Source organism: Phocaeicola vulgatus ATCC 8482 (assembly GCF_000012825.1).
GTDB classification, from domain to species: domain Bacteria; phylum Bacteroidota; class Bacteroidia; order Bacteroidales; family Bacteroidaceae; genus Phocaeicola; species Phocaeicola vulgatus.
This window is the reverse complement of the sequence record NC_009614.1, coordinates 2957906-2983767: the sequence shown is the minus strand read 5'-3', so window position 1 is coordinate 2983767 and position 25862 is coordinate 2957906. Positions and strand designations below refer to the sequence as shown.

Annotated in this window: 20 protein-coding genes and 2 pseudogenes; 7 read left to right on the top strand and 15 right to left on the bottom strand. The window is 41.2% G+C overall.

The features are described from left to right. The first annotated feature begins 6 nt into the window (after positions 1 to 6). The 3 genes from BVU_RS11615 to BVU_RS11605 all read left to right on the top strand — a co-directional run bounded on the left by BVU_RS11615 (position 7) and on the right by BVU_RS11605 (position 3040). Positions 7 to 825, top strand: a complete 819-nt coding sequence (locus tag BVU_RS11615) for a transporter substrate-binding domain-containing protein (RefSeq protein WP_005846165.1) — start codon at positions 7 to 9, stop codon at positions 823 to 825. 88 nt (positions 826 to 913) lie between these two features. After that, a complete protein-coding gene (locus BVU_RS11610) occupies positions 914 to 1903 on the top strand; it encodes a Gfo/Idh/MocA family protein (protein WP_005846163.1) in 990 nt (329 codons plus the stop codon). 9 nt (positions 1904 to 1912) lie between these two features. Beyond that, the gene (locus BVU_RS11605) at positions 1913 to 3040 is read left to right on the top strand and encodes a DUF4421 domain-containing protein (RefSeq protein ID WP_041174450.1); all 1128 of its coding nucleotides are present in this window, start codon (positions 1913 to 1915) and stop codon (positions 3038 to 3040) included. Between the two features lie 72 nt (positions 3041 to 3112). On the opposite strand, the gene BVU_RS11600 is transcribed toward BVU_RS11605, so the two are convergent. The 3 genes from BVU_RS11600 to BVU_RS11590 all read right to left on the bottom strand — a co-directional run bounded on the left by BVU_RS11600 (position 3113) and on the right by BVU_RS11590 (position 7126). Further along, complete coding sequence (locus BVU_RS11600; protein ID WP_005846158.1) at positions 3113 to 4684, bottom strand: hypothetical protein; 1572 nt, start codon at positions 4682 to 4684, stop codon at positions 3113 to 3115. Positions 4685 to 4727: 43 nt separating this feature from the next. Next, entirely contained in the window at positions 4728 to 6128 is a 1401-nt protein-coding gene (locus BVU_RS11595; RefSeq protein WP_005846156.1) for a hypothetical protein, read from the bottom strand. Positions 6129 to 6502: 374 nt separating this feature from the next. Then, on the bottom strand, positions 6503 to 7126 hold the full coding sequence (locus BVU_RS11590) for a DsbA family protein (protein WP_005846153.1): 624 nt from the start codon (positions 7124 to 7126) through the stop codon (positions 6503 to 6505). Positions 7127 to 7531: 405 nt separating this feature from the next. On the opposite strand from BVU_RS11590, the pseudogene BVU_RS11580 reads away from it, so the two are divergent. Further along, positions 7532 to 8938 (top strand): annotated as a pseudogene (locus tag BVU_RS11580) (BT4734/BF3469 family protein); the annotation flags it as partial. A 325-nt stretch (positions 8939 to 9263) separates the two neighbouring features. Here BVU_RS11580 and BVU_RS11575 read toward each other — a convergent pair. The 9 genes from BVU_RS11575 to BVU_RS11535 all read right to left on the bottom strand — a co-directional run bounded on the left by BVU_RS11575 (position 9264) and on the right by BVU_RS11535 (position 20426). Beyond that, positions 9264 to 10064 carry a DUF4595 domain-containing protein gene (locus BVU_RS11575; RefSeq protein WP_011964754.1) on the bottom strand — a complete coding sequence of 267 codons (801 nt, stop codon included), beginning with the start codon at positions 10062 to 10064 and terminating at the stop codon, positions 9264 to 9266. 50 nt (positions 10065 to 10114) lie between these two features. After that, a complete protein-coding gene (locus BVU_RS11570; protein ID WP_041174507.1) occupies positions 10115 to 10867 on the bottom strand; it encodes a hypothetical protein in 753 nt (250 codons plus the stop codon). A gap of 707 nt (positions 10868 to 11574) precedes the next feature. Then, a complete protein-coding gene (locus BVU_RS11565) occupies positions 11575 to 12162 on the bottom strand; it encodes a tyrosine-type recombinase/integrase (protein ID WP_011964752.1) in 588 nt (195 codons plus the stop codon). Positions 12163 to 12471: 309 nt separating this feature from the next. Next, on the bottom strand, positions 12472 to 13488 hold the full coding sequence (locus BVU_RS11560) for a DUF3871 family protein (protein WP_007212647.1): 1017 nt from the start codon (positions 13486 to 13488) through the stop codon (positions 12472 to 12474). A gap of 331 nt (positions 13489 to 13819) precedes the next feature. After that, entirely contained in the window at positions 13820 to 14521 is a 702-nt protein-coding gene (locus tag BVU_RS11555) for a radical SAM protein (protein ID WP_007212648.1), read from the bottom strand. An 18-nt stretch (positions 14522 to 14539) separates the two neighbouring features. Next, entirely contained in the window at positions 14540 to 16273 is a 1734-nt protein-coding gene (locus BVU_RS11550; RefSeq protein ID WP_007842737.1) for a hypothetical protein, read from the bottom strand. Positions 16274 to 16471: 198 nt separating this feature from the next. Then, a complete protein-coding gene (locus tag BVU_RS11545) occupies positions 16472 to 17440 on the bottom strand; it encodes a hypothetical protein (RefSeq protein WP_007212650.1) in 969 nt (322 codons plus the stop codon). Positions 17441 to 17664: 224 nt separating this feature from the next. Beyond that, on the bottom strand, positions 17665 to 18690 hold the full coding sequence (locus BVU_RS11540) for a hypothetical protein (protein ID WP_011965554.1): 1026 nt from the start codon (positions 18688 to 18690) through the stop codon (positions 17665 to 17667). Between the two features lie 59 nt (positions 18691 to 18749). Next, positions 18750 to 20426, bottom strand: a complete 1677-nt coding sequence (locus tag BVU_RS11535; RefSeq protein WP_011964745.1) for a recombinase family protein — start codon at positions 20424 to 20426, stop codon at positions 18750 to 18752. 62 nt (positions 20427 to 20488) lie between these two features. Here BVU_RS11535 and BVU_RS11530 point away from each other — a divergent pair. The 3 genes and pseudogenes from BVU_RS11530 to prmA form a co-directional block, all read left to right on the top strand. After that, positions 20489 to 21181 (top strand): annotated as a pseudogene (locus BVU_RS11530) (VapE domain-containing protein); the annotation flags it as partial. A gap of 230 nt (positions 21182 to 21411) precedes the next feature. Continuing rightward, positions 21412 to 21672 carry a thioredoxin family protein gene (locus tag BVU_RS11525; RefSeq protein ID WP_005846148.1) on the top strand — a complete coding sequence of 87 codons (261 nt, stop codon included), beginning with the start codon at positions 21412 to 21414 and terminating at the stop codon, positions 21670 to 21672. Between the two features lie 10 nt (positions 21673 to 21682). Continuing rightward, complete coding sequence (gene prmA, locus BVU_RS11520; protein WP_005846146.1) at positions 21683 to 22528, top strand: 50S ribosomal protein L11 methyltransferase; 846 nt, start codon at positions 21683 to 21685, stop codon at positions 22526 to 22528. 221 nt (positions 22529 to 22749) lie between these two features. Here prmA and BVU_RS11515 read toward each other — a convergent pair whose 3' ends face one another. The 3 genes from BVU_RS11515 to BVU_RS11505 all read right to left on the bottom strand — a co-directional run bounded on the left by BVU_RS11515 (position 22750) and on the right by BVU_RS11505 (position 25799). Then, on the bottom strand, positions 22750 to 23118 hold the full coding sequence (locus BVU_RS11515; protein WP_005846143.1) for a YccF domain-containing protein: 369 nt from the start codon (positions 23116 to 23118) through the stop codon (positions 22750 to 22752). Between the two features lie 45 nt (positions 23119 to 23163). Beyond that, entirely contained in the window at positions 23164 to 24030 is an 867-nt protein-coding gene (locus BVU_RS11510; RefSeq protein WP_005848612.1) for a glycoside hydrolase family 25 protein, read from the bottom strand. Positions 24031 to 24155: 125 nt separating this feature from the next. Continuing rightward, a complete protein-coding gene (locus tag BVU_RS11505) occupies positions 24156 to 25799 on the bottom strand; it encodes a diphosphate--fructose-6-phosphate 1-phosphotransferase (RefSeq protein ID WP_005846138.1) in 1644 nt (547 codons plus the stop codon). Positions 25800 to 25862: the final 63 nt, after the last annotated feature.

Sequence of the window (25862 nt, the reverse complement as noted above, 5' to 3'; positions counted from 1 at the left end):
GTCTATATGAGAAAATATCTGAAATACATTCTGATGGGTATCCTTGCAGTAACCCTATCCTCCATCTTCTTCAAAAAGAAAACGGAGGCTGAAACCAGTCTGCCCCGCGATTATGCAGAAATAGCGGCATCGGGAATCCTGCGTGCCGTTACCGAGTACAATTCTATCAGTTTTTATGCCGACGGCGACACCGTTTCCGGTTTCCACTACGAACTGCTCCATGCTTTTGCACACAGCAAAGGACTGAAACCGGAAATCACTCCTGAAATGAGCTTTTCCAAAAGACTGGAAGACGTACAAAAAGGAACATACGATATATTGGCCAACAGCACGGTAGTTACCACAGAATACAAAGACTCCCTGTTGTTTACCCGCCCCATTATACTGAACAAACAAGTACTGGTACAGCGTAAACCCGAAAAAGAAAACGATAGTCTGTACATTCACAGCCAGTTGGAACTAGCCCGCAAGACCCTTCATCTAGTCAAAAACTCACCTGCCATCCTGCGCATACATAATTTAAGTAACGAAATAGGCGATACCATCTATATCAAAGAAGTGGAGAAATACGGACAAGAACAATTACTGGCCATGGTAGCACATGGTGACATAGACTATGCCGTATGCGACGAGAGCATTGCCAAAGCCTCCATCAATGATTTTCCACAATTGGATATAGAAACAGCCATCAGCTTCTCACAATTCTATTCATGGGGAGTAAGCAAACATTCTCCAATATTGCTTGACAGCCTGAATTCCTGGTTAAATGACTACGTCAAGACTCCTGCATTCAAACTGTTGCGCAAGAAATATTACAATAACTGATTTTTATCCGGCTGAAATTGCAAAATAGTCCTATCTTTGCAATATAAATTGTTATTATTTTAAGCGGAATGACAAAAAAGTTATTACCATGGTTAAATTAGACAAAGTAAAATGGGGCTTCATCGGTTGCGGAGAAGTGACCGAGAAGAAAAGCGGACCAGCCTTTGCCCTGATCGAAGGTTCAGAGGTAGTGGCCGTAATGAGCCGTGACAAAGAAAAAGCTCAATCATACGCCAAAAGACACAACATTCCCCGCTGGTACTCCGATCCGCAGCAGTTAATAGGAGATGAAGATGTCAATGCTATTTATATAGCCACTCCCCCCTCTTCTCATGCCACTTTTGCCATTATGTCCATGAAGGCAGGAAAGCCCGTATACATCGAGAAACCTATGGCGGCCAGCTATGAAGACTGTGCACGCATCAACCGCATATCACAGGAAACAGGAATTCCTTGTTTCGTAGCTTATTACAGACGCTATCTTCCTTATTTCCAAAAAGTACGCCAGATGGTAGAGGACGGAGAAATAGGCAATGTCATCAACATACAGATACGTTTCGCCCAGCCTCCCCGCGCTTTGGATTACAACAGTACCAACCTTCCCTGGCGTGTACAACCTGATATTGCCGGCGGCGGTTATTTCTATGATCTGGCTCCTCACCAGCTGGATTTGCTACAAGATATGTTCGGCTGCATTCTCGAAGCCCAAGGATACAAGAGCAACCGTGGCGGGTTATATCCGGCAGAAGATACGATAAGTGCCTGCTTCAAATTTGATTCCGGTCTGCCGGGATCAGGATCATGGTGTTTCGTTGCCCATGAATCGGCCAAGGAAGACCGTATAGAAATCATCGGAGACAAGGGAATGATCTGTTTCTCTGTTTTCACTTACGATCCCATCGCCCTGCATACTGAAAGAGGCCGCGAGGAGTTTCTTCCCGAAAATCCCCCTCATGTACAACTTCCGCTCATAAAAGCCGTAGTAGAACACTTGCAGGGAAAAGCTGTCTGTACCTGCGACGGCATCAGTGCGACACCCACCAACTGGGTAATGGACCGTATACTTGACAAACTCTGATTTCTGCCTATGGACATCCGTCAATTATGCCTGTTTTGTCTGTCTTTCCTTTCCGCCCTCGGTGTATATGCACAAGCGGAACAGAAGGACTCGACAGTACAGGACAACAAGGGTGTTCTCATTACATTGACCGATGGAATAGCGACAACTGTCCGTCATACCGGAAGAAAAATCAGGAAAGTGGGAAAAGAATTCAACGCGGTCGATACCACCTATATCTCGCCTAACCTCTACAATCTGGCTTTCATGCTGGAATCCAGCAGTTGGTACGAATACTATCGGTTAGGCAGTAAAGGAAACAACGGCGAACAAAGTTTGGGATTCTCCCCCAATGCCAGTTTCAAGCTGGGGGTCTATTTCGGATGGCGCTGGATATTTCTAGGATATTCTTTCGATGTAAAAGATATTTTCGGCGGACACAAGAACAAGGCCAAGAAAACCGAAATGGCACTGAATCTTTATAGTTCCAAATTTGGTGTGGATTTATATTACAGAAAGACAGGAAGCGATTTCAAGATACGTTCTTCCAGCGGATTTGACCTGAAAACTCCCATTAAAAATCTGAATTTCAACGGATTGCAAAGTAAAATCAAAGGACTGAACGCCTATTGGATTTTCAATTATAAAAAATTCTCTTATCCGGCAGCCTATAGCCAGTCCACCAACCAGCGTAAAAGCGCGGGTTCCCTGATGGCGGGCTTTTCTTATTCCCAGCACAACATATCTTTTGATTACGAAAAGCTTCCCGGTGAAGTGAGAGCCCAACTGCATGATGCCCTGCTTTTCAAGAAAGTGAAATATTCTGATTACAGCATCAACGTGGGTTATGGCTATAACTGGGTATTTGCAAAAAACTGGGTTTCCAATCTTTCACTCTTACCGGCCATTGCCTATAAAAAATCAAAAATAGACGATACGCCTAACACCGACAATCATTGGATAAAGGATATCAATTTTGACCTGATAACACGTGCCGCCGTGGTCTATAATACCAACAAGTACTTTGTAGGTGCTTCACTGGTGATGCATACATACGATTATCGGAAAAGGAATTTCTCTCTCACTAATACATTCGGAACCGTTCGTGTATATGCAGGATTCAACTTCTGGAAAAGGAAAGAATTCCGCGATAAATAAAAAATATACCGGAAGCCTATAAAGTTCTTCCGGTATATCACAGGTTAATTATATTAGACTCACAATAAATTCTTAGAAGCGGGCGCCGACTGTCAGCAAGAGCTGATGCCGTTCATTGTCCACTTTAGTTGCCGGAAGATCTATATCGTCAAAAGCATAAAAGTTTGATTTATACATATCATATTTATATGCCAAATCCGCATAAATTACACTGCCACGGTATCCAAGACCAAACGTAAAGGTATTCTTAGACTCCGTATTATTAAAATCAGTACGCGTGCTATATAAAGACAAGGCACTATAAGCATCTTTTGAAAATGCAGCCGAAGAATAATTATACCCTGCACGGATGCTAAACTCAGGTATGATCCGCGTTTCCATTCCTATACGGAAAGTATGGACACCTTTCAGATAATTCTCAACGCTAGGCTGATCTCCCAATTCATAACCATCCACATCCTTCAGCTTACTGGAAGAATAATCCTGATATTCATATTCCGCACCTACTGCCACCGCACCCGCAAAAGTAGTACCCGCGCTGACATTAAATTTCCACGGAGTAGTAAGATTATAATCATAGGTCAAATAATCATATTCCGGAGTTACCAGAAAATCACTCAATGTCTGGATATAGGGTTTTTCATAAGCTAAAATATCAGAAGATAAAGTGGCATTATAGCTTTCTCTTAAATCATACCATGTAGGCGTGTGAACGGCAAATCCCAAACGGAAAGGAGAACTTTCTATAGGACGTACAATAACCCCCAACTTCAAATCCATACCAGTTCCTTCCAGTCTATAATAATTATCCAATGTATACCCCCCATTATCCGCACCCTTATCATCATTCAAATTTTCCGTATAAGAAGTATAACGGTCATAATTCACATCATAGACCCCCAAGGTAGCTCCTAAATAGACCCTGTCTTCAATATTGAATGAAACATTAAAATCATATTGACTGATACCTCCAGTTTCCTTACTAAAGAAGTTATTGTTAAAACCATTCCACCCCCATGGAGCATGAATGTTTTTTTCAGGATCATTAAACCAGTCAACCACACCGGTTCTCACCCCCATTACTCCTAAAACAGGTAACTGGTTCCAATATTTGGTATAAGGATTCTTCGCATCCAGTATGTCATTAAACTCGCTTTCCGTCAATCCATATCGTTCCATTTCCTGAGCCAGCTGGAAGCTTTGTGACATATTATCCAACGCCCCTCCCATAGAGAAAAGGCGGTTGAAGTTTTTACTTTTATGGTAATTGAATCCGAAATTCACAAAACGCAAAGAAGTATTGTTGCCTATCTTATTGCTATAAACAAATCCAATCTGGTCAAATGAAGCGCGCGTTTTGTCTTCATTCATTGACACGCCACTAAAGTTACTCTTTGTCGAAGTATTATTAAAACCAAAAGAAACGGACACATCATTACTACGAAAAATGCCGATACCCGCAGGGTTGGAACTCATGACAGATATATCACCTCCCAAAGCTCCCATGGCACCACCCATACCAACAAATCGTGCTGTTCCATTCAAGTCATTCCCCAGCAACTTTTCCGCATCATAAGCATTTTGTGCGCTTGCCGTTGCCATTGCCAGCAACGTACAAGCGGTTACTATTACTTTATTTTTCATACATCAATTCTATTAAATACAACAGTCTGGTTTAATCTGCTACTTATCTGGTACGCGATCTGCCACCGCCACTTGAACGGGAAACACCGCCTCCGGAACTACGGGAAGCCCCACCGCCACTAGAAAAACTACTACGGGAAGAAGAAGTTCCACTACTACGGTAAGAGTTAGACGAACTATTACGGGAAGGACTGCTGCTACGGGAATATGAACTGCTGCGAGAGTTCGAAACGCCACTATTGTTACGATAAGCGCCACGGCTTGCAGCCCCTGTTCTCTGATAAGCAGATCCTGCTGCATTTCCCACACTTCTCCGGGTACTGCTTGGTCTGGTATAGGAAGAACCCCTTCCTTCTGTCGGACGTGAATACGAATTACCCGGACGGACTCCTGCAGCCTGACTTGGTGAAAGAGTTGCTCCTGTACGGGTTCTGATAGCGCTTCTATTAGGACGAACCGAATTTACACCGTCAGATCCCGAAACCACTCTTCCTGATGAAGATCCGTTACGTGTTGCGGTACGATAGCTATTAGCACTATTACGGACATTTTGTCTGGAATTTCCTACATACGAATTACGACTATTCCTATCATAACTATTCACATAATTATTCCGGCTTGGGCGTGAAGAGCCATAGCTGTTGGTGTATCTTCCGGCATGTATTCCCGGATTACGTCTGCTTGAGCCATACCATCCATGACCGCCTCCCCAGTAGCCGCCGCCCCAACCGTGACCGGAATAATGCGGATAATAATGATGGTGGTGGTGATGATGGTAGCCCCAATAGCCACCCCAGTAGCCGCCACCCCAATAACCGGGATAGTACCAGCTATTGTAGTACCACGGCGAACTCCATCCCCAACTGAATCCCCAGCTGGCGCCATATGGATAATTCCAACGCCAATCCCACCACAAGCGGTTCGTGTAAGTGGGAAAAACGTATGCATACAATCCGTCATCATATACATTCCAATCCCATGAAGGCAAACCGTAAACCACATCCCAATAGAGCGGACTGCTTACCGGAATGGCGTAACGGGGATTGCGGAAACGGACGATACGCATCGCGTATTCATAATCGTCTTGAGAGCCCTCAAAACCATTAACCCATTCCCCTCTCTCATTCAAAGGTTTCTCCTCAATATACAAGGTATCATTCTCCATCGAGAAGTTATTATCTCGTGAAGTATAACGACGATTATACTCATCCACATCGCGCACTTTTCCTTTCACATCCTTCACTACCACTGTAGAACCGGGGGCTGCGTAAACGGTAGTCGTGTTCTGCTTCTGCGGAACCACCACTTTCACCTCTTGCTTAACCTCCTCTTTCTTTTCAGCTTTTTTCTTAGGGATGAAATAAAGGTCGTCATCAACGCTTTGTGACATTGCCCAATAAGGCAAGCACACCATCATAAGCGAAGCTAATACAATCTTTTTCATACTCATACCTGTTTTATTTGTTATTCTATCTACTTTTTCTAGTGCAAAGATAGCCAGAGGTTTCAGTTCATAACAAAGAAAATCCCTATTAGTTGGTAGGGATTTCCCTATTTTAGTAACGGACTTCAACTATTTTATCTATTTCTGCACACACACGGAAAACAGAAGAACGTCCGTTCACATACGTTGATGGTAAACAAATCTGGTGGTAAAACAACTTTTTATATTAAGTTGCACCCACTTATGCCCTCATGCCCTCACTAAAAGTCATAACCTACTCATTATTAAACCACTACACACAGTGAGGGCATGTTAAAAAGTGAGAGCATTGCCCTCATGCCCTCACTCCTATTTTCTTGCACATCTCACTTAAATCATTCATTCACAACATAATACCCATTTATCGGCTTATAAACCGGTTGTTTGGGAAGTCCCACATTTTTCAGCTTTCCTTCCTCGCACAAGCGGTGTAAATGGCGGCTGGCCGTACTTTGTGTCATACTGCAAAGAAGCTGGAAACTTTTCCGCTGCACAAAATCATGAGTTGTGAAGAACTCCGTCAGCAATGCGTCAATTTCCTCATCGGTCAGTTTACTTGAATGAAACGAGAACCGGGTACGCTGCACCTTTACCTTCCCCACCTCATCCATCAATAATCGGTCGGGGCGGTAAACAATCCCCTTAAGCCTTACCTTTGTATTTTTACGTTTCGTCTTTTCGGTTACCGGCTCGGTGCTCACCAGATTGGGACGGAAAAAGCCGATGCCGTCCAGATGCACCTGCCTGCCTTCCGCCAATTCCTCGCCCATGGCGTGTGACAGCGCATCGAGCACGGCTATTACATCCGTTTCCGTCAATGTACAATATTTCTGTATACGGGCACGGAGCTGGGCCGTGCTTACTTTCCCATTCAGCCGGAGACGCGGATGCAACATATTCTCTTCCCCTTGTTGCTCAGAGGTTTTGGGATTCTCGTACCAATCAAATAGTATTGCCATACTGTTCTTTTTTTATTGATGAAAGTTCAATATCTATTAATCACGGATGTGATTAAGCTTAACTACCTTTGTGATTAATTTTAATCACCTTTATGATCAGACTTAATCACAAGGGTAGATAACTAATTACAAACATACAAAAATAAGAAAAGAAAAGGTAGAAAACAAATAAGAGACAGGGGAATATGCACTGAGACTAAGAATAAAAACACAGAAAAGAAAGGAAAAAGAAAAAGACGGCATTTAATCCGGAAAGCATTTGCAGAATCCGGAAAGAAACCTTATCTTTACTAAAAATATGCACACATAGACACTCGCAATACGCAGTCTTCTCCACACGACAGAACATCATCTTTTCCATGGGAGGTACATAAAACCAAAAAAACATTCAAACGAAAGACAAATATGAAAATTACACTCATCAGGAAAGATGAAGAACAGGGGACAGAAGCCTTGTCACTATGCGATACGGACGCATTCTTCGAGAAAGTAAAGACAGAGAACAAAGCAGGGCATATATCGGAACTGCGTGAAATACTACCCCGGCTGGCAGGATCGTCCGCCCGCTACGTCCACATCGACAAACTGCCGCGTGTCTATCCTGCCGTAGAATATACCCGCAAACAAAAGGGTGAGAAACGTATGAAACATTACAACGGACTGGTGCAGCTGGAAGTGAACCGGCTCGCCGACCTGTATGAGGTGGAATATGTGAAACGCCAAGTAGAGCAACTGCCACAAACCTTTGCCGCTTTCTGCGGTTCAAGCGGACGGAGCGTAAAGATATGGATACGCTTCGCACGCACTGACGGCAGCTTGCCCACTGCCACACAAGAAGTCCTCCTGTTTCATGCCCACGCCTATCGGCTGGCGGTGACATGCTACCAGCCCATGCTTCCTTTCGGCATCACACTGAAGGAACCGGACCTGATGCAAAGCTGTCGCATGACCGTGGATGAACAACCTTACTATAACCCTTCGTCCGTTCCTTTCTGCATAGAGCAACCGCTTGCCCTGCCCGATGAGGAAACTTTCCGGCAACGGAAACAAAACAGCGAAAGCGCACCGGAACGAATGACACCCGGCTGCGAAAGTATGCAGATTTTTGCCCAGATGTACCAGTCGGCACGGAAAAGAGCATTGGCCGAGATGGAAAACTGGAAACGTGATGACGGGCTGGAACCTTTACTGCCCCATCTGGTAGAACAATGCTTCAAAACAGGCATCCCCGAAGAGGAAGCCGTACAGCGCACGCTGATGCACTATTTTCACGCAACGGACACAGAAACCATCCGTACAGCTTTTGGCAACGGATACCGGGAAATGAAAGGTTTCGGTAAAAAAAGCGGTTTCAGTAAAGAGCAGGAAGCCACCTTCCGGCTGGAGGAATTCTTGAAAAGACGGTATGAATTCCGCTTCAACACCGTGCTGGACGAGGTGGAATACCGTCAACGGGACTCTGTTCATTTCTATTTCAAGCCTTTAGATAAACGTACCCGCAACAGTATCGCCCTCTGCGCCTTAAAAGAAGGGCTGCAAGTGTGGGACCGGGATATAGACCGCTTTCTCACCTCCGATTTCGTTCCGCTTTACAATCCTGTAGAAGAATACTTGTGTGACCTTCCCCGCTGGGACGGTACTGACCGCATCCGCGCACTTGCCCGGCTCGTTCCTTGCGGCAATCCGCATTGGGAAGAACTCTTTTACCGTTGGTTTCTAGGCATGGTGGCGCATTGGAGGGGGATGGACCGCCAGCATGGAAACAGCACTTCACCTTTACTTGTAGGTTCGCAAGGATTCCGGAAATCCACTTAATTTGACTTTTTAAAGTTATACCTTGCTTAAAATAAAGAAATACAGAATGTTATGAGATATAGAGTGTATTCTCATTTTGATTTCTCTGTAATATTGAATACAGTTGGATATGTGAAACTCTAAAATTTATAGCTATGAAGAAATTAATAAAGAAACCAATTGGTAACAGAGAGATAATGCGGAACTATTTCTCTACTATTGGACTTGTTCCTATAATGAAGTCCAAGAAAAGATGTTAATGATTAAGTGTTCAGAACTGAAAAAGCCAACTTATCCGTAATTGGATAGGCTGGCTTTTTGCATTAGTTACAGTTTCACTAGACTATTCCCATGTGAAAGTATAAATTGTAGTTTCTGTTCTTGTTTCATTATTATCTAGGCGTTTGTAAGTAGATACTTCAGTACAGCTTTCCACATATCCGTCTTTATCAAATGTATAGGTATATTGCTCTGTAGTTTCGTCAATTTCATCTTTGCTATATATTTTGTCTGGAAGTTGGTTGCATCTCATTCCTGCCAATTCGGGATGTGCTTCCAATAACGGACGCAAATCATCCACACTCCATACCATTATCGGGAGATAGCCTTTACAAGTTTTTCCACTATAAGACAATTCGTGAATATCTTCATCGCTAAAGCTCCATGCCATTTTAGTTAATTTTTCACCTTGCCATGTGTAAGACAGATAGTCCTCTTCATCATATTGCAATTTTACTAGCTGATTGTTTGCATTATAAGTAAAGTCTGTATTATCCAAATCTCCTCCGTCACTATCAGAAGTATGTGTTATCAATCCATTTTCTAATGTATATGTGATTGCCTCTCCATTTCTGCTTTCAATGATTTTGTTTGCTCCCCAAGTGACTGTATAAGTACTGGTGTGTGTGCTACCATCGTATTGTTCTGTGTTTGTAGCTGATATTAGCTTACCATTACTACCGTAGGAATATTCAGTAATAGATACCCCATCTTCGTTTGTCATTCTTAATTCAATAAGTAGCTTTTGATTGGTGATAACACCATCATCATTTTTACTAGGTTCTTCATCATCACTGCAAGAAGTGAAATTCACACACATGACTATGGCTAGTAAAGCCATTCCAATTAATCTAAAAGTTTTCATTTCTGTTTGATATTTAAGTTATTAATTATGTTGATTAAATCACTGGATATTTATCTTTGGTTATAGCGTCTAAGTATTCTGCTTCTTAATCTAATATCAATTATTATTGCAATGACACTGAAAAATAATATTGGAGAACAGAATGTAAAAAGCATATCTATAAAACTTCTAAGGTTCTGTGTTGGAGGATAATAAATAATAAACAGAACTGTATATATTACGAATATACTCCCTGCAATTATGCTGAATTTCAAGTAATAGTTACAATTCTTCAAAATTTCTTCTTCTCGTTCTTCCTCTTTTCTTCGTCTTTTCTGGTCTATCTGAAATTCTCTTATTTCTTTTTGCCTAGTTTCTTGCTGTTGCAATAAGAATCTTTTTTCTTGTTGCCTTTCTTCTATATTTCTACGTTCTTTGTTTTCAAAATAGGCAGTAAGTTCTTTTAGTGATTTTGGATGAAAAGAATTGCTTTGGCTTTCTTCTATCATAAAGGCAAATTTTTCTGTTCCGTCTAGCTGTAAAACAAATGTAACATCATCCTTGAATGATGGATGAAGCATATAAGATTGTTCTTTGAAAGAAATCACTAAGGAATTATTGGCAGAAATATATTGCCATGTAGCATTTATAACACTACCATTTACAGAAGTAATGAGAGAACCGTTTTCTTGAAAGATATATAACTCCTTATCTCCAGAATCATTAAATACCAACCAAGACTTATTACATAGAATAGCCTTAACATCCAGATTCTTACTGAATCTGTGGTATTTGTTAGGAATATCCAATAAGTAGGCTTTCATCTTGTTTAAATCCATGCTTCCCAGTTTCCAGACAGAAGCGGATAAAAATAAGGCGTGGAAACTTTAACTTATTATTCCACTTAGGCTCTGGACTGCCTTGACTGTATAATAAGCAAAGTCCACGCCTAATGATATGATATTCCTATAGCTAGGATATAAAATACCATAGACGCGGACGCTTCTTGCTCATTACCCACAGTCAAGAATTGTCCAGATTCAAGTGAAGGATAACTTTGCTAAACGCCCTTTACTAAAATATGTCCTTCCAGTGTCTTAACGCATTAAGACCTCTGAAATTGCTGCAAAGTTAATGAAAGGTTTTGAATAGCTAAAGATAAAACGCTGATAAATGCAGTTCCAAGTGTTCCAAAACATATCTGTAATAGATAATTAGCTAGTATCAGTTTCTTTTAGTTGTAACTTCATTGCAGTATAAAAATTAGAAGTGGGCATATAAGACGGAACTCATACTTACTGTTAGCTAGAAAGATTATAGCTAATATTGCAGATTGATATAACCATTCAAACTTTATTAGTAGTTCCCACAAATCGCACATACCATAAACTACAAGCCGTACCATGCCTTTTTAAAAAGACGGTTCCCACTTCATTTCGGAACTGGTTTGCATAGGACTATCAGAATGTGACAAAACTTTCTATCTCTGTAAATAGCTCAGAAATTTCAAACTTTGTCACATTCCAACAGATTAGAAACTTAGGCAGTCATAAGTATTTAACAGTTCTTCCTGCCTTAAACCTAAGTATCTTTTAGTTATAGTTACACTGGAATGATTAAACAGTTCCATCAGTTTGACTAAGGCTAGTTCTGAATTGTCACTGTTCATATTATAAACTTGTCTGCCAAAAGTCTTTCTAAGTGAATGACAGCTAAAGTTCTTAATCTTTAATTTATACTTCTTTTTCACCTCTTTTAGTATCACATTGATTCTCTGGATAGTGAAAACAGTTCCTTTTTGGCTCACTAAAATAGGTGAGTTAATTCCTATAGGCTTTATCTGTTCATAGCATTCTTTAATGTGCTGCCCAAGTTGGGCATTTATCCTAATAGTTCTCACCTTATTTGTCTTTTTCTCTATTACTGTAAATTCACTGGTATTTAATATCTGTTTCCATCTCAAAGCTAAAATATCTGATATTCTCAATCCTGTGAAACAACCCAAAGCTATAAGAAGTGAAATTTTGTAATTACCATCTTTAGCCAATTTCCTTATTAAATTCATAGCATCAGACCAAACTAGATAATCTGCTGTAGTGCTTGAATACTTTAAACTCATAATGTTCTGTTTTATATGTAAATAAATAAAAGTGAATGTTTCACCATTACCAACATACTAGCTAATTAGCTAATGTGTTGATTTATAGCAAAACATTCACTTTGTATATTAGTGAGTATTTATGATTGCAGATAAGTAAAGATTGCAATAATCAGTATCAGCAAAAAAGGATTGATAATACCAATTATTATTAGTAGTAGAACTACCAATGTACCCCATAGTACTAGTTTTCCATTATCTTCCATTCTGTAGTATTTTTAAGTTGTTAAAAAAGAAAGGACACCTAATAAATAGATGTCCTCTCATTAATTAGTCAATAAACCATTTGTAATGCTCATCCCCATGCAGGGCTGCATTGATTCCAACAGCCATTTCAGTTGCATTTAATGAGCGGTCTAAGAATGAATCTATATAGCTGCTCTTATTTGCACCCGTTAATAGGTTGTAGAACTTCCACATATTCAAGTCATTTCCAAAGCTGCCAAAGTTCTCATCATTAATGTAGGCTTTTGCAACACTGTTAATCTGTGTATCAGTAAGCAACATTCTTGGCAGTCTCTTTTGGTAGCCATTGGGCAAACACTGATAAAGTCTCATTTTGCCCAATATTTGTGCAAATTGGTGTTCACTCATTGAAGTATTGCCCAACTGTTGCATCAAATGCAGATGTTTGGCAGGATTGTAGTTGTTGAACAGTTCCAAGGCAGAACGGTAAAGTTCACTTGTATTGCTCACCCTTAAATCATCCTTGTAACCATCTGTAAAGACGCACATGTTGCAGCATACTTGGTTCTTAAAGCCAATAGCCAACCTAAACAACTCTGGAACTTTCTTGCTGTATAAGTTCATTTGATTATAGGCTCTGACCCCCACTATTGAAAGGTTCAACTTGTTTCCCTCAACCGTTTCATAGATTGTGGGAATGTCAATACTGAAAGCTGCCCTCTCATAGTAGATTGTTTTGTCTGATTCCAACAACTGATTGGCAGGTTTGTGGATAGCTTCGGGGATGCGCCCCTTAATCACATGAGAGACACGAATATCGGGTGTTCCGATAGTCTCACCATTGTAGTAGGAGTTTGCAGCTTCCCAAACAGTTTCAATAAATGCAGCATGGTTTACTGTAAGCTCATTGTCTTTTGCAAAAACGGGAGTAATACAGTCATTTTTCAAATGTTGCAAGGTAGCTTCTTGGGTGTTTGCCTCAATGAAATGATTTACTCTTTTAGGCGTTGCAGTTTCTTCAATAATGGTTGCTTCTTCTGCAAACTCACCTAAATTCATTCTCTCTCTGTTCTCTGTTGGCATGATAACTAAATTTGTCATAATGATAAAAGTTTAAATGATTAATAATTCTTTTTTATATCAATATACAGAGGGGGACTTGAGGGGTTGTGAACTCGTGAGGCAGACACTCTTATATATTTTAGGTCACTGGCTGAATGGGGAGGGGGGGATTTCTGTATTAAGTACCTTATATGTCTGTTCTCTTGACTTTTAGCTAAACTGCATATAGGTGATTCTTTAATTAGGTAGCCTTTTTAATGTCATTGGCTGTATGTGGAATATTATAAAGTATAGGCTATATAACTCTAATAAAAAGCGAAAGTTGGATTCCGCCATATTGCAGGTTTCCTCCAACTTTCTTTCTCTGCCGTTACTTGCACCATTCCAATGCGTTGTCTTTCACGTTCACCTTGGTAAACGATTTCAGCGATTTCAGTTCCGCAATGAGTTGCTGGACTTCTTCTTGGGTAGGCTCTGGCAGTACAATTCTCCTGCAAGAGTTTCTTCCTATGTTCACCAACTTGGGGCTGCATCTTCTGATAAAAGACACCATTTCTTCATGGTCAAACTGCATCAAAGGTTCTGCCGTTACCATTGTGGGGCGTCCAAGCCTTGCTATCTCTTCCATAGCTTCCACCCGTTCATCAATTCTTGGAGCTTTGTTCATTATCTCCGGATAGAAACGGTTGGTCTCAATGGTCGTGCAGAATACCACACGTTCCATAATCGGATGGTTGATGAACTCCAAAAATCTCTTGGGGTTCTTGGACTGCAACAGGTAAGCGTTGGGCAGTAACATGTTTCTGTTCTGATAGCAGTAATCCAACACTCTGGCAATCCATTCGGATGGTATGTCTTCTGCGAACATATCCGTGGAACTGCCAATAAAAATAGACCTGCCACAGCCAAGGTCTGTATTAAGTTCATATTCTGCCAATCTTGGCGGATTGGCATTTGGATTTATCTGCTTCATATAGCAATAGCTGCAATCGTGCAGGCATTTGCCTTTGATAGGATTCCAAGTATAGTTAACAAACTTGTACATATCCCCCTTGCTTAAATTTAATCCCATAATAAATAAGTTTTAATATTACACAATCAAACTCCTAATCCAATATCCGTTTCGTGGAACACCATTTATCCGTTTTGTTCCACTCTTGATATTGTACCATTCCCTCAAATCCTTAATCTTGGAAAGATGGAACTGTTCACAGATTGCCCGTAAGTCCGCTGTCAAGTAGAATCTGCCGATTTCTATCACTTGCGAAAGTAGTCCGAACATTTCAGAACGGCTTGGCTTATCGGCTAACTTGGCTTGTAGCAAGGCTTCTTCCACCGCTTTCCTGCTTCTTAGCCTGCGTATCTCTTGAAAGCCTAACAGTTGGAACGCTTCACGGATGAAAGGGTATTGCCTTTCAATCTCTGCCCTGCCATTGTTAAAGCTGTATTGCAGGTCATAGTATCTCTGCGCTATCTCCGCAAACGCAATTCTCCTGCCCAACTTTCCAATCTCCTCGTTTGGCAATTTCTCCCATCGGATATTGCCATAGTTGAAACCTGCATGGGCATAGGCATCCGCAACATTCTCTTTCGACTGGTATATTTGGTGCATCAGCTTGTATTCATACAGGATATAGTTTACAGCCCTGTCGTTCACTTCAAACATACCGTTGTTATACCTTATATATAAGGAATCTTTGACCTCTTTAGCCTGCTGTTTCTTGGCATCCGCTGAAAAGGAATTGTATGCCTTAACCCTTTCCTCTGCTATTTCAAGCTGTTTGAGCGTGTCTTTCCTGACTTCCTCATAGCTGGCAAACATATCATCTTTCTTGGTGTTGAATATATGAAAGACCGTATGCCTTAACGGATTTTCCCTGTTTCTGATTCTTCCTGCAATTTGGGGTATGTCAATATCCATGCTTGCCAAGGTCTGTTTTTTATAGACATTGCTGATAACGAAACAAAGCCCTGTCTCAGAGAAAAAGTCCGCACCCTCGAATGATTTGCAGGTGATGAAATTGAACATCCTTGCAGGGCTTAACGAGTTGGATATTTTCATTTCACCCAGTTTCTTTTGGTTGTGGCTTGTATTGGCACATATCACCCTGCAATTGTCATTGGTCAGCCCGCACTGTCTGATGATGTGCGCAATCTCCTGTACGCTGTTCAAGAAGAAATAGGCTTCCCGTGATTCATGCCCGTTCACTTCCAAACAGCCTTGCATCTTGTATTTGCCGATAACATTGGCTGCAAACTGATAAGGCTTGTTGGTCTGATAGGGAAGGACGCATATCGGGAGCGGTTCTTTCCAATCGGCAACATATTCCGTCACGCCATCCAAAACATTTGGCTTCAAGTCCGTTTCAATCGGAGTGGCGGACATGAAACAGAAAGACTTGAACGCCTTAAAGTTATCTAATACTCCGTCAATAGCCTTGTCCCTGAACGAATACTGTTTGAGGAAATTGTGGTATTCGTCCACCAACAGCCTGTAGTCCTTTCCATCAACCAAAGCCAGCAGTTTGGGCAGCTTGTCATAGGTGCATATAATCTTCCTGCATTCGTGTTGCTGGATGTAGTCGGACAGTTCTTTTTTCAGTTTGGGCGTGAAGTTTCCGTACAAGCCAAAACATCTGTCATTGGAACTGCACTTGTTTATTATCAGTTCGGTGGTGGGTACGGCAACAACGTAATTCTCGCCGTTATTCAATGCGATGCTTGTGCCACCGCAGCCTGTCCTCGCTTTATTAAAGATACAGTTGTGTGGTAAATCGGAATCTACCATGTAACCGTCCTTTACACTTATTTTATACGTAATCATAATCTTTTCTCCTAAAAATTTTCTTACACTTTCTGTCTTTGTAAGTCAGCCACATTAGAGCATCCTCCGTTCATTGTTGTACTGTCAGACTGAATTTATATATATCCATAATCTGTTGGTTTTTCTTACATTGGAAAGAGACGCTTCTAATGTGAAGAACAAGCCTGCCTGTCACACAGGCTCATTCTTCGGAGCTGTTTAGGCGGCTCTCTTTTGCCGCATTTCAATGATGTACTTGATTAGGACATTGGCTATGCAGGTCTCTTTTATTCCGCAATCCATTAGGCGGGCACGTGTGACGCTTTCCGCTGGAATGGTTCGTAATGCCTGCATGATGGTTGCAAGGTCATAGTCTCCTGTTTTCATAACGGAGTTGATAGCCCGAATTGCGTAACGCTTCCTTGCGTCGGCTGGAGTAAACGTAAGGCAGATTTGTTTGTGGAGTTCCAACGCTTCTTCAAGGGTTCTGCTCAGCACAGGCACGTCTTTCCGTCTTATACCGATAGACATCTCCAACGTGGTGGATGCTTGGAGTTGTACCCCCAAGTACGCATAAGCACTGCTGCCGGGCATACCTGTCTTTCTCGCAAGTTCATAGACCGCTTGATAAGTGGCATCCCCTGTAGCCAAAGCCGCAATGCCTATCTTCTCGACTGTGCTTCTTGAACGGGTGAAAAGGTCTGCCATTCCTACCACTTGCGCATACTCTTCCACGCTTTCAAAGGTATGTATCTGTACGTGTTTCAGTACGGCATCGAAACTGAACCTCCAATAGTTTGCTCCTGTCTCAATAGGCACAAGCACATTCTCCTCATCTTTAGGAATTTCTTCCCCCTCACAGTCGTAGAGGGGAATCCCTGCCTTGCGGAAGATTTCGGGGTCTGAAAAGTGGAATATCTCATCAAGCAACTTGCTCTTGTCAATTTCTCCAAGGAGTTTCTCTTGGCTTTTCTTCAGCACGTCCATGCTATAGATGGTGCGAGCCAATTTAACTTCTTGTTTAACACCCTCAATGATAGCGATAACTGTTGTCTTTTCTTTCGGGCAACAGTCTGTGCTCGTCACTTCATTCATATTATTGTCGTTTTGAGATTCTACACTTGCTACTTCCGTAGCGTTAATTAACACATCTGCGTTTGAGGTCGCCACCTGTACTATTTTGCTCATAGCTAACAATTTTAATTTAGAAACTAATGTCAATCGAAAATCATTAGTTGATGCGCATCTTGGTTTTCATTTTGACGATGCAAAGAAAAATATATTTTATTTCACTGCAAAGCGCTGTAAATTAATAATATACGTACTTATCATCTGTTGCATTCAGTACGCAAAAAAAATGCGTACCGAAAAGAATAAGTCTTTCAGTACGCATTTCCTGTTGTTATATATGCCTAAAGTGCTACTGCATTATAGTTGTTAGCTATAACAGGGGGAAATTTCTCCTTACTGTATTTTCGGATGATAAGGGACAATGTCCTGTTGGGCTTTCCGTTTGGAAAGAACTCTCTGTCGTACACCTCCGAGACATAGCCTGTGGTATAGAGAAGTCTCGAAACGAATAGGTTCTTTTCAGTAGAAATCCTTACGTTTCTGTCACTTACTCTTTTTTTATCTGCTTTCTTGCCCTCCAAGAAATACAGGAACATTTCTGCAAACTTCCATCTTTTGTGGGAATAGTCAAGAGTGTACTTGCCGTTGAAATTAATTTGCGATAACAGGCTGTTATCTATAAAGCCTTTCAAGCCTAACTTCTGTAATTGTTTGATTTTTGTTTTTAGGTCTTGTTCTCCGTTTACAATCTTGCTATATGTTTCACCGAAATGATAAACAGCCCTTTGGATAATGTCTATCAAGTCTTCCCGTTCTGTAGAATAAATATTCTTGTCGCCCTGTTTCAAGGTTATGCTCGATGCTCCGCATAGATTAGTTAGAAAAGAAGCGAAATCTTCAAGTAGCGGTTTCTCTACAGTAGGCGCATCAGTTCCAATATCCTCTATAAAGTCATATACGAAAAGAAGCAGATACCAAAACTTGCTGACATCAAAATCAAATGCTTCAATGGTATGCTGTAAGTTCTTATTATTCAAAAACTTCTCTTTGAAAGAATCGTCCAACTCTCTGTATTCCCGTTTTTTGTATTCTTCCAAAGTTCCTTTGAAAGTGTTCATTTCTTTGTTTCTCTCGTATCTTTCTTCAACGGACAAGTTTCTTTCCGCATATCTGTTGGCAAATATAGCAGGTGCTGTAGATTCTATTGGTATCATTCCCTTATCTGTTTCTTCATAATCTGGTAGAAAGTGGTTGGCTACTTCCCACACATATTCTAATAGTGGCTCATCCAGACATTTGTAGCTTTCAGTCCAATTAACTTTCAAATCTGAAAGTTCCTCTATCTGATATAGTTTTTCTTCTAGCATGGTACATTCATTATTAGTTCTACTGCAAAATAACAGAAAAGTTTGTAGAATACAGACTTTTATATTTTATATTCTTCCAGATTGAAACTTTCCTGCAACTGTTTAAATGTGTATTCTTTCTCTTTGATACGTTCCAAGACAAAAGAAGTCATTTTAGGTTGCTCTGGTAAAGTTGGAACTATTACAGTCCGTTTTACCTTGTTGAATCTGAAAGTTATAGGAAGTGCCCATAAAAATGGTTTGTTCCTATTATGATACGCTATGATAGTTTCCAAGTCATTCTTGTAAGTAATGACTATGAATCCGCTATTTAAAGAAACGGAATAATAAACTACTTTACTAAGTAATTCTCTGAACATTTCTCCCTTGCCCTCCAGAGAAAGGCTGTCAAGTTCTTTTCTTGACTGGCTCTTTATTTCATCCGCTATTCTTCTGTTATTGGATGCAATTTCTTCATCAATGGCTGTCTTTTCCGCTTCTATACTCTTTATCTGGCTGTCTATTGAATCCGCCTTGCCATTCAATGCCTTGACTATTGTTATATTGGTGGAAGCCATAACATTATCTATGACTGTTTTCAAATCAGACTGTAGTTTGGCTATTTCAGAATCCTTTTCTTTTATGCTTTGTGTCAGTTTTATATTTTCAGCTTCTATTTCTGCAATTTTCTCATTGCTCTTGGCTTGGTAAGTTTCATCCAGAGTTCTAAGTCTGACATCTTTCCACACCGCATATATTAAAGTTTCAGCCTTTATGCCAACATTGGTGCATGGGCTTTTTATTCCCATCTTTATTCTGTCAAGACATCTGTAGGTAATGCAGGATGAGGTTCTGCCATACATTGAGGTTTGCCCACAAGGACACTTGATAATGCCTTTCAACGGGTTATAATGTTTTTGTGCCTCACCGCTATAATTCTTGTTCTCCTGCACTTTCTTGTGTGCCAGATTCCAGATTTCATCTGATATGAATTTTACGGGAAGTTCCAGTTTCATGCCTTTCCAATATCTGACACCGTTATAAATGGAATCATTTATAATTGTTCTGATAGACTGTTCATAGAACGGTTTGTTTCTTGCTGTCCTATATCCAAGCATATTCAGTTTTTCTGCTGTTTTTCCTAGAGAAAGACCGTTTGCCACATAGTTAAATATATCTCTGACTAACTGCATACGTTCCTCATCTTCCACCAATAACATTTTGGGGGTTGCTCCCTTTATATAATTCGGATTGGGCACTGCCTTAAAGCCAGTTGGTATATTACTGTCTGTAAGCATTAACGGAAACGCTTGTACTTTACTGTCTTTACCTGTAGTCATACGGCTTACTATTTTCTTTCTTTCATCCGCTGCTCCATAGGCTTTGATTGCAAGCATTAAAAAGTCAGAAAGAATGATAGTTTTTCCAGCTTCATATACCTTGTCTGGTTCGTCTAGTATTACTAAATCCACGTTTCTAATGATTGTGTGAATCTGTGTCAAAGTTTCAAATATATCATCTTGACGTGACAGTCTAGACAACTCACTAACTACTACCATGTCAGCAACGCTATTGGTAATGTTTAGAATACTGTTCAATCCGTTTCTGTTGCTGACTGTTCCAGATATGGCATAGTCTTCTTCTATTCTTAACAGAGAGTACCCCTTATTCTCACAATACTTTCTAATCAACACCCTTTGCCTTTCAAGGTCTTGATTATCAGTAGAAACACGAATATAACCTATAACTCTTTTCATTGTTTATCTTATCTTTGATGCAAAGATAAAGAGTATTTTCAATAGCAAGGTATAACTTTAACAACTTAACATATTGCCGTATCTTGCTGCCACCCGAACTCCGTTTCGGCTATGCCGACAGCCTGGACTTCAGCAGCAAACAGGAAGCGGAACGTGCCTTGGGACGATTTTTCCTTATCAACCTGGACGAATTCGACCAGATTACCGTAAATCAACAAGGCTTTCTGAAACATCTGCTACAAAAACCGACAGCCAATCTGCGCAAGCCTTACGGAACCAGCGTGCGCGAATTACGCCGCTATGCCTCATTCATCGGCACCAGCAATCAGAAGGATTTGCTCACCGACCCCACGGGAAGCCGTCGCTTTATCTGTATCGAAGTGACCGATCCCATTGATACCAATGTCACCATAGACTACCGCCAACTCTATGCGCAAGCCATGCATTTACTTTATAAGAACGAACGTTATTGGCTGAATGACGAAGATGAGGCCGTTTTACGACAAAGCAACAGCGAATTTGAACAAATATCACCTTTGGAGCATTTATTCCATTGTAACTTTTCTTCTGCAACCAACGAAAAGGAGGGAGAATGGATGACTGCCATGGATATTTTTAATTATCTTCAAGAGAACACACGCGACAAACTGTCTATCAATAAAATAAATTGGTTTGGACGTATTCTCCGCAAACTGAACATTCCTAAAAAGACCAGTACCAGAGGTACCCTATATCATGTAACAAAGTTGAAATAATTTATTTTACCATAGAAGAGTATGAGGGCAATGCCCTCATACTCTTCTATGCTACCATCACAAATAACCTGTTCATTATAAACAAATTACCTCACAAATGAGGGCATGAGGGCATAATTGCATCTAACATTGCAATGAGAGCACAAGTCTGAAACAAAAAGACGGAAGGTTTGTTTGTGAAAGTAATGAAAAGAAATTATCTTTGTCATCATCCTTAAACCAACAATCGTATGAAACCAGTGAAATTATTTTATCAGGAAAGATGCCCGTTCTGCAAAAAAGCACTGCGCTATATTGAAGAACTGAAAGCAGAATATCCTGAATTCCAACCTATAGAAATAGAAATGATAGAAGAAACCCAACATCCTGATATAGCCGACCAATACGACTATTATTACGTTCCCACGTTCTATGTGGACGGGGTGAAAGTGCATGAAGCGGGCATCTTCAAAAATGAGATGGAGGCATTGCTCCGTAAAGTGATAGAATAAACGAAAAGATATGAAATATTTAGAAGTAACCTTTACAACACATCCCTGTAATGAGACAGTGAATGATGTAGTGTCCGCATTGGCCGGAGAAATAGGATTTGAAAGTTTTGTAGAATGTGAAGGGGGAATACAGGCCTATATCCAGCAAACTCTCTTTGACGAGGAAGCACTGAAAGAAATGGTTGCGAACTTCCCTTTACCTGACACCCGGATAGAATACACCATAAAGGAAGCCGAAGACAAAAACTGGAATGAAGAATGGGAGAAAAACTTCTTTCAACCCATCGTCATAGGTGACCGTTGCTGCATTCACAGCACGTTCCACAAAGACACTCCGAAAACTGAGTATGAAATTCTGATTAACCCGCAAATGGCTTTCGGCACAGGGCATCATGAAACGACCAGCTCTATAATCAGCGAGCTGTTAGAAGCCGACCTGAAAGGAAAATCAGTCCTGGATATGGGATGCGGCACTTCTATTCTTGCCATCCTTGCCTCCATGCGAGGAGCCAATCCTGTGACAGCCATCGACATTGACGACTGGTGCGTCAACAATTCAAAAGACAACATTGCACTGAACCATATCCATAACATTACAGTGGAACTGGGTGACGCCAATCTGCTGAAAGGGCGCAAAGCGTTTGATGTGATTATTGCCAACATTAACCGGAATATTCTTCTGGCAGACCTTCCCCATTATGCCGCCTGTATGCATCCGGGTTCGGAAATATTTATGAGTGGATTCTATATACAGGATATTCCTTTTATCCGCGAAAAAGCGGAGAGTCTGGGAATGGAGTTCGTACATCATCGGGAAAAGAACAACTGGGCAGCTGTGAAATTCATCATGAAATAATACCATTTTCAAGTATGGCAAAGACGCGATAAAGACGGAATTGCCACCAACCACGCAGGATATGCATTGATTTATTCGAGGACAAAAGAACGGATTTTCTCTCTTTTGTCCTTTTGTTCTTCTTCCCTGAAAATTAGAACCGGAATCAAGCGGTGACAAACGCACGTAGGACGCTGCATTTTATCCAAAGTGACCAAACGATCATATCGGTATTATATTTATTATACAATCTCCTTTCCGAAAGGAGTAAGTGCCAAACCCGCCAGCTTGAAATGTTGCAGTCCGAATGGAATGCCGATGACAGTGATGCAAAGCAACACCCCGAATGCCAGATGAGAGAGGCTGATCCAGATTCCACCTACAAGTATCCAGATGATATTCATCAACACACTGAGACATCCACCATCACCGGGACAACTGCGTATTTCCCGCCCAAAAGGACAAAGAGCCAGCATAGACAACTTCAAAGTCTGGAAACCGAAAGGAATGCCGACGATAGTAATCATCAGCAACAGGCTGGAAACAATATATTCCACGCAGATCAGAAATCCGCCGCAAATCAGCCAAATAATATTGAGCAGTAAGTTCATAAAGCAAATATAAGCAAAGTTTTCGGAACCTCAGGCACAGTTCCCTTATTTCTTTATGGTCATTAATTGCAATTCTTCCAACGAACCGTTGAAAATATTCAAATCCACTTTCTCACGAATACCCGGCAACGTACCCACATCCGTATGCTGCCAGAATTTCCACTCCCCCCTGTATTCCACCGAGTCTACATAATAATGAGCTATCCAGTAAGGATAAGAATTGAAGACCGAATCATTCAGATAACGCGTTTTAAACTTATAAGAAGTATAAAGAATAGGCTTCACTTTGTAGTGCTGTTCTATTTTGTCAAGCCACAGTTTAAGGTCACGACGGAGCTGATTCTCATCCTTTCCCCTCTTCTCAATATCGAGCACAGGAGGAAGATCACCTGAATCCAGCTTGACGGAATTGATAAAAAAATCGGCCTGACGGACAGGATCTGTCTTCGGATTGTAAAAATGATAAGCCCCACGGATAAACCCATGTGTTTTCGCCGAATCAAAATTGGAGCTAAAAGCCTTGTCCCCATAATCGCCTCCTTCCGAAGCTTTCATAAAGACAAAATGAATAGGAAATTTTCCCTGTCGGGTCTGGGTCAGCATTTTCCAGTCTATGTTTCCTTGATAATGGGAAACATCAATGCCATGCACATGAAAACCTGAGGGCATACATACACCGTATGCTTTAAAGCCATAGCAAGGCTTCCAACGGTAAGAGTAAGGACGGATAAAGAAATAAAAGAAAGCGGCAAGGAATAAAAAAGCAATAATTCCCGCAATGACATACCGAAGCCATGACGGCATCTCTCTTTGCGGTTTCTTTTTCGCCTTCCGCTGTGTGGTCCGGCGGACAGGTTTCGCGACTGCCTTTTTTTTAACAGGGGCAGGACGTGTGCTTTTCGCTCTTACCATTTTATCCTATTTAGCTGTTTTTACCTTACCTATTCCCACATACTATGCAATAAAACCCATCGGGAGAATGGTTTTACAATCAGCCCCGATGGGTTTCCTTTATGCTTTATAGAAATAAGAAAAAATTATTTTCCTTGTTCCAACTGCAATGTCTTGGTTGCCTGGTCACAAACTTCTGTAGGACCGAAGTACTGGATAGGACCCGGATATACATAGTCTGTTTCAATAGCCCAACGTTCACGCTGTGCGGCGAACGCCTTGAAAGGAGCACCGTCCAATTTTACCAACGCTTTCTGGATAACCGGTTTCATTTCACCGTGACGACGTTCCATGTTCATCATCATTGTGATAGGCACACCACCTGCAATCCATTCTTCGGCAGGAGCAGTAGTGTTACGTACAGAAGACATATAACCGGTCTTGCCGTTGGCAATCAACATAGAAGCGGTGTAACCCAACGAGTAGCAATAGTCAGCATCGAAGTTTGACGGAGCAGCGCAACGTCCTTCGTAACCGAAGAAGTGATGCTGAGCGGCAAATTTACCTACATACTTGCCTTCTTCTTTCCACTGAGCCAATTTAACGGCTACCATATCAGACAACAGCTTTTCTGTTTCAATCAGTGATACCTGTACGTTTCCGTGCGGGTCACGATCCAAAGTAAGCTGACGTGCAACGCCTTCGGGCAGAGAAGCATAGATTTCCGAGTTTTCCTTAGAAAGCTTGGAGATGATATATTCACGTTGGTGAGATTTCTTGATCAATGCGAACTCTGATGCGTTAGCAGCCAGGAAGTCGTTCAATTCAGCGATCAATCTCTTCATTGCGGGGATGAATTCGATCAAACCTTCAGGTATCAACACTGTACCGAAGTTATTGCCTTGTGCGGCACGGTTAGCCACCACCTGAGCAATGTAAGTAACCACATCATCCAATGACATGTTCTTCTCTTCCACTTCTTCTGAAACGATACATACGTTAGGTTGAACCTGCAAAGCACATTCCAAAGCGATATGAGAAGCCGAACGTCCCATCAGCTTGATAAAGTGCCAGTATTTGCGGGCAGAGTTACAGTCACGCTGAATGTTACCGATTACTTCAGAGTAAGTCTTACAAGCCGTATCAAAACCGAAAGAAGTTTCAATCATCTCGTTCTTCAAGTCACCGTCGATAGTCTTCGGACAACCGATAACCTGAACACCGCAGTTCTTCGCAGCATAGTATTCTGCCAATACACAAGCGTTTGTGTTTGAGTCATCACCACCGATAATTACCAATGCCTTGATGCCCAATTCCTTGATGATTTCCAGACCTTTATCAAACTGTTCTACCTTTTCCAGTTTGGTACGTCCCGAACCGATGATATCGAAACCACCGGTATTGCGGTATTCGTCGATAATATCGGAAGTCAGTTCCATATAATTATGGTCTACCAAACCACCGGGGCCCAGAATGAAACCATACAGTTTGCTGTCCTTGTTCAATGCTTTGATACCGTCGAACAAACCGGAAATAACATTGTGTCCGCCGGGAGCCTGTCCACCAGACAAGATGACACCTACGTTGATGGCAGGCATATTGACAGCTTCGCCTTCAACGAACTGAATCAACGGCATGCCGTAAGTGTTAGGGAACAAGGCTTTGATAGCTTCCTGGTCAGCAACTGACTGTGTAGGTTCACCTTCCTTTACTTTTACAGCGCCTTTCAACGCTTTAGGAAGTTTGGGCTGATAAGCAGCTCTGGCAATTTGTAATGCACTTTTAGTCATATTCTATTATTCTATTTAAAGGTGTATAATTTCATTTATAATTCACGTGCAAATTTCGTTCTT

Excerpts from the sequence above, each read along its gene's own strand:
- BVU_RS11615 (WP_005846165.1), top strand. The coding sequence starts at position 7 with ATGAGAAAATATCTGAAATACATTCTGATGGGTATCCTTGCAGTAACC.
- BVU_RS11610 (WP_005846163.1), top strand. The coding sequence starts at position 914 with ATGGTTAAATTAGACAAAGTAAAATGGGGCTTCATCGGTTGCGGAGAA.
- BVU_RS11605 (WP_041174450.1), top strand. The coding sequence starts at position 1,913 with ATGGACATCCGTCAATTATGCCTGTTTTGTCTGTCTTTCCTTTCCGCC.
- BVU_RS11600 (WP_005846158.1), bottom strand. The coding sequence starts at position 4,684 with ATGAAAAATAAAGTAATAGTAACCGCTTGTACGTTGCTGGCAATGGCA.
- BVU_RS11595 (WP_005846156.1), bottom strand. The coding sequence starts at position 6,128 with ATGAAAAAGATTGTATTAGCTTCGCTTATGATGGTGTGCTTGCCTTAT.
- BVU_RS11590 (WP_005846153.1), bottom strand. The coding sequence starts at position 7,126 with ATGGCAATACTATTTGATTGGTACGAGAATCCCAAAACCTCTGAGCAA.
- BVU_RS11575 (WP_011964754.1), bottom strand. The coding sequence starts at position 10,064 with ATGAAAACTTTTAGATTAATTGGAATGGCTTTACTAGCCATAGTCATG.
- BVU_RS11570 (WP_041174507.1), bottom strand. The coding sequence starts at position 10,867 with ATGAAAGCCTACTTATTGGATATTCCTAACAAATACCACAGATTCAGT.
- BVU_RS11565 (WP_011964752.1), bottom strand. The coding sequence starts at position 12,162 with ATGAGTTTAAAGTATTCAAGCACTACAGCAGATTATCTAGTTTGGTCT.
- BVU_RS11560 (WP_007212647.1), bottom strand. The coding sequence starts at position 13,488 with ATGACAAATTTAGTTATCATGCCAACAGAGAACAGAGAGAGAATGAAT.
- BVU_RS11555 (WP_007212648.1), bottom strand. The coding sequence starts at position 14,521 with ATGGGATTAAATTTAAGCAAGGGGGATATGTACAAGTTTGTTAACTAT.
- BVU_RS11550 (WP_007842737.1), bottom strand. The coding sequence starts at position 16,273 with ATGATTACGTATAAAATAAGTGTAAAGGACGGTTACATGGTAGATTCC.
- BVU_RS11545 (WP_007212650.1), bottom strand. The coding sequence starts at position 17,440 with ATGAGCAAAATAGTACAGGTGGCGACCTCAAACGCAGATGTGTTAATT.
- BVU_RS11540 (WP_011965554.1), bottom strand. The coding sequence starts at position 18,690 with ATGCTAGAAGAAAAACTATATCAGATAGAGGAACTTTCAGATTTGAAA.
- BVU_RS11535 (WP_011964745.1), bottom strand. The coding sequence starts at position 20,426 with ATGAAAAGAGTTATAGGTTATATTCGTGTTTCTACTGATAATCAAGAC.
- BVU_RS11525 (WP_005846148.1), top strand. The coding sequence starts at position 21,412 with ATGAAACCAGTGAAATTATTTTATCAGGAAAGATGCCCGTTCTGCAAA.
- prmA (WP_005846146.1), top strand. The coding sequence starts at position 21,683 with ATGAAATATTTAGAAGTAACCTTTACAACACATCCCTGTAATGAGACA.
- BVU_RS11515 (WP_005846143.1), bottom strand. The coding sequence starts at position 23,118 with ATGAACTTACTGCTCAATATTATTTGGCTGATTTGCGGCGGATTTCTG.
- BVU_RS11510 (WP_005848612.1), bottom strand. The coding sequence starts at position 24,030 with ATGGTAAGAGCGAAAAGCACACGTCCTGCCCCTGTTAAAAAAAAGGCA.
- BVU_RS11505 (WP_005846138.1), bottom strand. The coding sequence starts at position 25,799 with ATGACTAAAAGTGCATTACAAATTGCCAGAGCTGCTTATCAGCCCAAA.